A 7,602-nucleotide genomic window follows, 5' to 3' on the forward strand; every position below is an offset into this window, starting at 1 on the left:
GGAGGCCCCGGTGGACGAGGACGGCCTGATCGTGGAGGCCCTGCCGGAGCTGGTCGCCGCCGCCGGCCGCACTCCCAAGGCCATCTACACCATTCCCAACTTCCAGAACCCGGCCGGCGTCACACTGTCCCTGCCGCGCCGGCAGCGGCTGCTGGAGCTCGCCCATGAGTGGAACTCGGTGATCATCGACGATGATCCGTACGGGCTGCTGCGCTTCGAGGGCGAGGACCTGCCCTCCCTGCAGGCCCTAAGCCCGAATGATCCACTGTTGTTCTCGGTCTGCACCTTCTCCAAGATCCTGGCGCCCGGGCTGCGGGTGGGCTGGGTGGACACGGATCCGGCGATCCGCCAGCTGGTCATCAACGCCAAGCAGGCCATGGACACCTGCACCAACGTGCCCGCCCAGCACATCGTGGCCGAGTTCATCCGCCGCGGCGGCCTGGACCAGCACCTCGCCGGGCTGCGCGTGGAGTACAAGCGCCGCAAGGACGCCATGCAGGAAAGCCTGCACCGGCACCTGGGCAGCCGGATCGCCACCACCAACCCCGAGGGCGGCTTCTTCCTGTGGCTCACCCTGCAGGGCGAAGACGCCCGCATCTCCACGCAGAAACTGTTCGAGACAGCCCTTGCCGAGGGCGTCGCCTTTATCCCCGGGCCCGCGTTGTCAGCCAGCGGAAAGTTCGACGACGCCCTGCGGCTCTGCTTCGCCTCCACCACTCCGGAGCGGGCCGAGGAAGGCATTATCCGGCTGCGCCGGGCGATGGACCGGGAACTCGCAGCACTGAATGGCCGCGGGAACGGCGGCGGGCTCGACGGCGGCGGGACCCGGTGAGCCTCCAGCCCGGCGTGGAGGAAAAAACCGGCCTTCCCAGCCTGGAGGAAAAGGTCGTTGCCCTGATCAGCGAGGCCGACCTCGTCGCCCTGACGTCCGCCCTGGTCGCCGCCGGGGGTGAAAATCCCGGCGGCACCGAGGAGGCCACGGTGGAGGTCCTAAAGGAGTTCTGCCTAGGCGCCGGCCTCAGCGTGTCCACGGACCTGGTGGCACCGGGCCGGCCGAACTGCACTGTGGTCCTGCCCGGCGGCGGCGAGCCGGGCCTGTTGTTCCTGGGGCACTCCGACGTCGTGCCCGCCGGAACCGGCTGGGAGCGGCCGCCCTACGATCCCTACGTCCGGGACGGCCGGCTTTTTGGCCGCGGTTCCACGGACATGAAGGGCGGCCTGGCCGCTGTGCTGATCGCGTTTCAGGCCCTCCGGGACGCCGGCGCCGAGCTGCCGGGCAGTGCCGCCCTGGCCTGCACGGTGGATGAGGAAGATCTCGGGATCGGCATCCGCGCCTACACCGCAGCAGCCCTGACGGCCGCTGCCCTGAACAACCAGCCCTTCCCCTACTCCGGCTGCGTGGTGGCCGAGCCCACCGACCTGGAAACGGTAACCGCTTGCCGTGGGGACAGCTACCTCGAATTGAAAATCACCGGCAAGTCGGCGCACTCGGGCCGTCCTGCGGACGGCCGCAACGCCATCGACGCCGCGGCGAGAATCCTGGACCTGGTCCGCGCGGACCACGACGCACTGCAGACCGATCTTGATGAGTTGCTGGGCGCCGGCACCTGGAACATCGGCCTGATCCGCGGCGGCACGGGAACCTCCATGGTGGCTGCGGAATGTACCGTGTCGCTGGACCGGCGGCTGATGCCCGGCGAGGACCCCAAGCTGATCCTCGATGCGCTCCGCGCCCGGATCACCGAGGCGGGGATCGACTCGGACGGGATCACGGTGGAGGCCGAGGTAACCATGGAAATGCCCGGCTTCCGCACGCCGGAATCGCATCCGCTGGTAGCCAACGCTGTGAACGCCCTGGCCGACGCCGGCGTGGCCAGCACCATCAGCGGCTGGTCCGCGGCCTGCGACGGCGGGTTCATCAACCGGGACCTTGGCGTTCCGGTGATTGTGATGGGTCCGGGCGGCCTCAACGACCAGGCGCACCAGGTCAACGAGTCGGTCAGCATCGCCGAGCTGCTCGCGGCCGCCCGGGCGTATGCGTTGATGTGCCTGCGGCATTCTGCCGGCTAGGCGCTGCTGGCTGGTGACTGCGGGCTTGTCACTGGCTTGGGGGCCTCGCCGTCGGGACCCGCGGTTCTGCCCCTCGGATACCCTAGGCTGCAGGCAGGAGTTTTCCCTTGTATGTCCGGAAGGCAGAGCATGACGGTAGTGAGTGCGAAGGACGCGCGGGTTGCCCCGCGGGTATGGATCGGACTGGTCATCTGGGCTGGCTACCTTGGGCTCATTTACGTCGTCCAAGCCCTCAGCGGCATTCCATATGACACGTGGGGGGACAGTGCCGGGAACCTGTTCCTCGGAGCCGGTCTCTCGCTCATTATCGCGACCATCCTGCTTGCACTGACGACCACTCTGCTGGGGTGGTGGCGCCCGGCCCTTTATGACAGGAACCGCAGCCGGCACCGCTGGCCCATCTTCATTCCGATCCTGTTCGCCGTGGCAGCCGCCATGAATCTGGCCGGCACGGATTGGTCTTCCTACAGCGGAGCCTTCCTTGCTGCTTCCCTCACTCTGGCGCTGGTCGGATTCACCGAGGAGATCGTCAACCGCGGGCTCCTGCTGGTCGGGTTCCGTACCCGGGTCAGTGAGGGCTGGGTATGGTTCCTCACCTCCGCCCTGTTCGGCCTGAGCCACTTCGTGAACGTCGCGCTTGGCGCGGATGCGGCCGGAACAGTGCAGCAGGTGTTTTTCGCTTTCCTGGCCGGCACCGTGTTCTACATCCTGCGGCGGACCACCGGGTCCCTCTGGGCTGCCATGCTCCTGCACGGGCTCTGGGACTTCTCGGTTTTCGCAGCCGGCGTCGGCACACCGAGCGACATCGCCTACGTCGCCAACGTCGTCGAGCCGCTGGCCGGCCTGCTGGGCCTGGCCTGCGTCGTCTTCGTCATCCGGGGCTCCAAGGAACGGATTCCGGGCAACTAACAGGAATGCTTGCCCGCAGATCCGCCGGGATTACGCCGTCGCGGCTGCGGCGTGACCCCCGCCGGTGAGCCGCTCCAGCGCGTCCTCCATGTGGGTGATCAGGAGCCTGCCGACCAGATCCTGGTCCCCCGCCGCGAGGGCATCAGCGATGGCCTGGTGTTCCTCCACCCGGGCGTGCGGATTCGGATAGCGCCGTTCCAGCGCGGTGAGGCACATCCGGGTCTCCGTCAGCAGCGTGTTGTGCATCCGCGAGAGCCGGGGGCTTTCTGCCGCGGCCACCAGCGTCGAGTGATACTCCATGTCGGCTTCGGACATCGCGTCCACGTCGCCCTTGTCGGCAGCCTTCTTCATGGATTTCACGATCCGGAGCAGCTGCCCGGCAACGTCCTGGGCGTTCTTTTGCAGAATGAGTTCAGAGGCAGCCCGTTCGACGGCGGTGCGCGCCACATACATGTCCCGCACTTCCTCCTCCGTCATGGTGATGACAAAGAGTCCGCGGTTTCGGATGCTGATCAACAGGCCTTCCTGCGTCAGCCGCTGCATGGCTTCGCGCAGCGGGCCGCGGCTCACGCCTAGTTCCTTGGCCAGTTCCGTCTCGCCGAGCTGGCTGCCCGCCGGGATCTGGCCGCGGCCGATGGCAGTCCGCAGCTTGCCGGCGATGATTGACGGCGTTGATTCACGCTCGACGGGGTCAAAGATTGCCATCAGGAACCATATTTCGTTCGGGGCTCCGGGTGCTGCCCCAGGGGCCATGTAGGGGTCCGCTTTGTGCGGATGTAACTTGTCTACAATCCTACAGTGGCTTCGAGGGTGGTGGTGGATATATGGCCAAAATGCGTCGGCCCGGGGCATTAGCGCGGGTGTGTCCTCCGGAAGGCGACGGCCTGCACCGTCAGCAGAATAACGGCGCCGATGAATCCGAAAAGCAAGACGAGGGGGCCCATGCTGTAGAGGTTTGTGGAAATTACGTTCCACGTATCGCTTGCCCCTTGTCCTCCGTCTACGAGGTAATCGGCATATCTGCGCGGGGCAGGTTTGAAGGTTCCGGTCAACCAGGAGATACCGGCGGCCAGCACCACGGCAACCAGCGCCCACGCCGCCCCAAGGTAGGGGTTGAACCGGCGGCGGTGCGGGCTGTCGACGGCGTAATTGCCGGGAACCATGGTGGCCTGCGCGTTGTCAGCATTGGACAGGCTGCCTGGGGATTCTTCAAGGGGCTGGTCCTCCCGGCCGCCGGACACACTCTCCTCCACGGTCAGCGCCCCGGCGCCCGCCGGAAAGCGGCTGCCTGCACCGTGAGCAGGGTGAAGGCGCCCATAAGTCCAAACAGCAGCAAGAAGGGGCCCATGCTGTAGAGATTCATGGCGATCACACCTTGGCCAGCCTCCATCCCCTGGCCGGTGGACGGGTCAACTGAAACATACGTGGGCGGTTCAAGGGCCCCGGTCAGCCAGGAAACGCCGGCTACCAGCATCCCGGCTACCAGCACCCAAGCCGCACAGAGGTAAGGGTTGAACCGGCGCCGGAGCGGTTCCTCCGGTTTCTCCGGGGCGCTAAAAGCAGTGGGTGCTGCTGGACCGTGCTCTCCTGCACCGCGGGCTGGCTCCACAAGTCCGCCGTCCGGCCCCTCACCGTCAGCCGGCGGGTAACGGCCCGCCCGAGAGGATGTACCCCCACCGGCTGGGACCAGGCCACCGGCGTCCGGAGCGCCACCGGAGTCCGGGGCGCCGCCGTCGTCCACGATCTGCACCGAGTCCTGGCTCTGCCCGTTATTCGGCCGTGCGTACAGCCGGTAATCATCTTCGGAAGCGTGCGTCGAATTCCCCATGGCGGTGAGCCTACTAGAGCCACTCCGTCTAAGCAGTCTCCCCGGCGGACGATCGGCGATAGCCGCTGGGCGTGAATCCGAGGACGTCTTGGAAGACAGAGGCCAGATGGGCATGGTCGGCATAGCCCAGCTCGGCGGCTACATCGGCTATCGTCACCCCGGGCTCAGTCCGCAGCCGTTCGGCCGCTTCCTGCAGCCGGTACCGGCGGATCATTGCCAGCGGGGACAGCCCTACATACCGCCGAGCCAGCCGCTGGAGTGTCCGCGTGGAAACACCGAGCCCGCTGGCCAACTGATCCACGCGGGTCAGGCCCGGGTTGCTTTGGATCATTTCTTCGAGCCGGTTGGCCAGAAGGGCTTCGCCCGTCGGGGACGGGAGGCGGGACTCCAGCCAGGCTCCCGCGGATGCCACGGCGCGGGCACGGCGCCGGGCGCCGGCGTCGTCATCCTTGCTGTCGCCGGGTTCAGGGCCGGAGACCATCGCTTCCTGGACCGCCGCCAGCAGCTCCGGAGCCGGAAACGGAATTTCGGCGTCCCGGAGGGCCCCCGGGTCCCCCGTGAACGAGGGCACAGCGGCCGGGCGCAGCAGCAGGCCGACAGCCCAGCCGCTGCCGCTCAGGTCACGAAAAGACCGGCGGGTCGCCGGTCCGGACAGCGTCACACCGTCAGCTTGGACAACCAGGTTCAGTGCCGGAAAGGGCAGGAGTTCCTGCCGGGAGACCCGCCCCGGCGGCAGGTTCCATTCCGGGATCCAGAACCAGCGGACGCGGTCAGCGAGCCGGCCGGGCGGCGGCAGCCGGTGGAAGGAAGGCAGCCGGGTCGGATACAACATCCCGCGCCACTGCTCCTCCACACTCTCCCCCTTTCCTGCGCCCTGCTGGGCACCAACCTGTCGCGAATCTCCAAGCCCAACGGTGATCCCGCTGCCTAACCTGAGGCCATGACTACTTCACAGAACCCAGAAACACACAGCATCTCCGGCGTCTCAGGGGAGCACACTACCAGCGGCATTCCGCATAGTTTCACCAGTCTCACACCATTCCTGGCCGTGCCGGGAGCCCGCGAGGCGATCGAATTCTACCGGGACGTCTTCGGCGCCCGGGTGGTCGACGTAACGGAGATGGGCGGGGTTGTGGTGCATGCAGATCTCGACTTCGGCAACGGACGGCTGCAGTTTGGGGAACCCACCCCCGGCTACGGGATGGTGCCAGCGCCCGACGGCGATTCGGACTGTTATTCCCTGGGCTTCTACTGTGCCGATGTGGACCAGGTCGTGGCCCGTGCCGAAGCAGCCGGAGCCACCGTCCGCGAACCGCTGACAACCTTTGTCTCCGGTGACCGTTTCGCCAGCATTCGCGATCCCTTTGGAGTGCGCTGGTCGGTAATGACCCGTGTGGAGGACCTCTCCGAGGAAGAAAGCGCCCGCCGGGTGGCCGCCTGGGCGGCCGAGCAGTCCTCCTGAACCGCGGTTAGCAGTGGTCTCCTGAATAACGGCCGCCGCCGGCGCCCGGGTGGGTGCCGGCGTCGGCCGCTTCAGATTTCCGGGTGCCTACGGGAGGCGCCAGTACACCGGTTCGTTCTGCTCGGCGAGGATCATCCGCAGGCTCATCCGGCTGTCCCCGCCGATTGCCTCGTCGGGAAGGTCCATGCAGACCTCGTAAGTGCGCGTCTCCCCCTTGGCGAGGTTGGGCTGGTCGAAGGGAGTCACCCCGAGATCCATGGAGCAGTCCATAATGCTGTAGGCGCGGCTGTCCGCGCCGACGAATTCAGGGGCGAGGTCCAGCCACAGGCGCCCTTCGTCGTCGCCGTTGTAGACCGTGGTGAATTCGAACAGCACGTAGTTGTGGTCCGGCGCTCCGGCTAGGGGGTCCCGCTCCTGCACCTCGGCGGAGGCATCTCGGTCCACCGAGTCCAGGGTTACCGTGTAATCGCCCACTTGGACTTCCTCGCCGGCAGAGTGCGCGGGTGCGGCCAGGATTTCATCCCAGTAGCTGTCTCCGACCTCGAAAGTGAAGTCTTCGAGCTCCGGCGTTTCGGCGAAATCGGGGATAGTCCCGTCGGATTCAGCCTCGATCTGGCCGAATCCAGCCTGGCGGAAGGAATCCACGAACACGGCGGTCACGCTGCCGGCAATGATCATCGAGACCACTGCCGCCGCCAGGGCGATCCCGGAGAGCACTCGGGCCACATTGCGGGCCCGGAGTCCCTTGACGAGACCCGCGATGCCCAACCCCAGCGCGACGGCGCCGAGCAGAAACGTCACGACGTTGAAGAACGGGATCCAGGAGATAAGGAGCCCCGACCCCGCGACGCTGAGCGCCGCAATTCCCAGGGCCTTGCCCGGCGTCGCCCGTGGCGGCTGTCCAGGGTATCCCGGGCCCGGATAACCCGGCTGGCCCTGGCCGGGGTAGCCCGGGCCCGGATAACCGGGCTGGCCCTGGTAGCCCTGCTGGCTTTGATAACCCGGGTAGTAGCCCGGCCCCGTACCGTAGCCGGCGGGCTGGCCGAGGGCAGGCTGGTTCGCTGGAGCGTACGCAGGCGGGCCAACCGGCGGGCCACCAGCCGGCGGCTTGGCCGGAGCATACGCAGGCGGGCCAACCGGCGGAGCTCCCGCAGGTGGGACCATTCCAGGCGGGACCGCCGCCGGAGGAACCTGTGCGTACGGATTTCCGTCCGGGCTGGTGTAGGACGACCCCTGATACGGGGCCTGTGCGGTGGCGAACGTTCCGCCCGGAGGCACGAACTGGGGAGCCGAGCCGGCATCCGCGCCCGCCTGACCCCCGGCCGTATCCGGC

At 67.3% G+C, this 7,602-nt stretch carries 8 protein-coding genes and 1 pseudogene; 4 read left to right on the forward strand and 5 right to left on the reverse strand.

Going from position 1 to position 7,602, the window contains the following annotated elements; translation table 11 throughout:
* From RTN46_RS15680 to RTN46_RS15690, 3 genes are all read left to right on the forward strand, one after another.
* On the forward strand, window positions 1-832 hold an 832-nt coding region (locus RTN46_RS15680), incomplete at its 5' end, for a PLP-dependent aminotransferase family protein (protein ID WP_312182778.1).
* The gene (locus RTN46_RS15685) at window positions 829-2,070 is read left to right on the forward strand and encodes a M20 family metallopeptidase (protein ID WP_312182779.1); all 1,242 of its coding nucleotides are present in this window, start codon (window positions 829-831) and stop codon (window positions 2,068-2,070) included. The genes RTN46_RS15680 and RTN46_RS15685, both read left to right, overlap by 4 nt.
* A gap of 129 nt (window positions 2,071-2,199) precedes the next feature.
* The gene (locus tag RTN46_RS15690) at window positions 2,200-2,979 is read left to right on the forward strand and encodes a CPBP family intramembrane glutamic endopeptidase (protein WP_312182780.1); all 780 of its coding nucleotides are present in this window, start codon (window positions 2,200-2,202) and stop codon (window positions 2,977-2,979) included.
* 30 nt (window positions 2,980-3,009) lie between these two features.
* Here RTN46_RS15690 and RTN46_RS15695 read toward each other — a convergent pair whose 3' ends face one another.
* From RTN46_RS15695 to RTN46_RS15710, 4 genes are all read right to left on the reverse strand, one after another.
* Window positions 3,010-3,684, reverse strand: a complete 675-nt coding sequence (locus tag RTN46_RS15695; RefSeq protein ID WP_312182782.1) for a GntR family transcriptional regulator — start codon at window positions 3,682-3,684, stop codon at window positions 3,010-3,012.
* A gap of 146 nt (window positions 3,685-3,830) precedes the next feature.
* Window positions 3,831-4,232, reverse strand: coding sequence for a hypothetical protein (locus RTN46_RS15700; protein WP_312182784.1), 402 nt, complete (start codon window positions 4,230-4,232; stop codon window positions 3,831-3,833).
* A 2-nt stretch (window positions 4,233-4,234) separates the two neighbouring features.
* Window positions 4,235-4,807 (reverse strand): hypothetical protein, encoded by a 573-nt coding sequence (locus RTN46_RS15705; protein ID WP_312182786.1) that lies wholly within the window; start codon window positions 4,805-4,807, stop codon window positions 4,235-4,237.
* Window positions 4,808-4,835: 28 nt separating this feature from the next.
* The gene (locus RTN46_RS15710; protein WP_312182787.1) at window positions 4,836-5,639 is read right to left on the reverse strand and encodes a helix-turn-helix domain-containing protein; all 804 of its coding nucleotides are present in this window, start codon (window positions 5,637-5,639) and stop codon (window positions 4,836-4,838) included.
* A 108-nt stretch (window positions 5,640-5,747) separates the two neighbouring features.
* Between RTN46_RS15710 and RTN46_RS15715 the strand changes: the two genes are divergently transcribed.
* Window positions 5,748-6,269 carry a VOC family protein gene (locus RTN46_RS15715; RefSeq protein WP_312182788.1) on the forward strand — a complete coding sequence of 174 codons (522 nt, stop codon included), beginning with the start codon at window positions 5,748-5,750 and terminating at the stop codon, window positions 6,267-6,269.
* Window positions 6,270-6,356: 87 nt separating this feature from the next.
* On the opposite strand, the pseudogene RTN46_RS15720 reads toward RTN46_RS15715, so the two are convergent.
* Window positions 6,357-7,602 (reverse strand): annotated as a pseudogene (locus tag RTN46_RS15720) (hypothetical protein); the annotation flags it as partial.

Origin of the sequence: Arthrobacter sp. (assembly GCF_031988865.1) — a bacterium.
Taxonomy (GTDB): Bacteria; Actinomycetota; Actinomycetes; order Actinomycetales; family Micrococcaceae; genus Arthrobacter_B.

Excerpts from the sequence above, each read along its gene's own strand:
- RTN46_RS15690 (WP_312182780.1), top strand. The coding sequence starts at position 2,200 with ATGACGGTAGTGAGTGCGAAGGACGCGCGGGTTGCCCCGCGGGTATGG.
- RTN46_RS15695 (WP_312182782.1), bottom strand. The coding sequence starts at position 3,684 with ATGGCAATCTTTGACCCCGTCGAGCGTGAATCAACGCCGTCAATCATC.
- RTN46_RS15710 (WP_312182787.1), bottom strand. The coding sequence starts at position 5,639 with ATGTTGTATCCGACCCGGCTGCCTTCCTTCCACCGGCTGCCGCCGCCC.
- RTN46_RS15715 (WP_312182788.1), top strand. The coding sequence starts at position 5,748 with ATGACTACTTCACAGAACCCAGAAACACACAGCATCTCCGGCGTCTCA.
- RTN46_RS15705 (WP_312182786.1), bottom strand. The coding sequence starts at position 4,807 with ATGGGGAATTCGACGCACGCTTCCGAAGATGATTACCGGCTGTACGCA.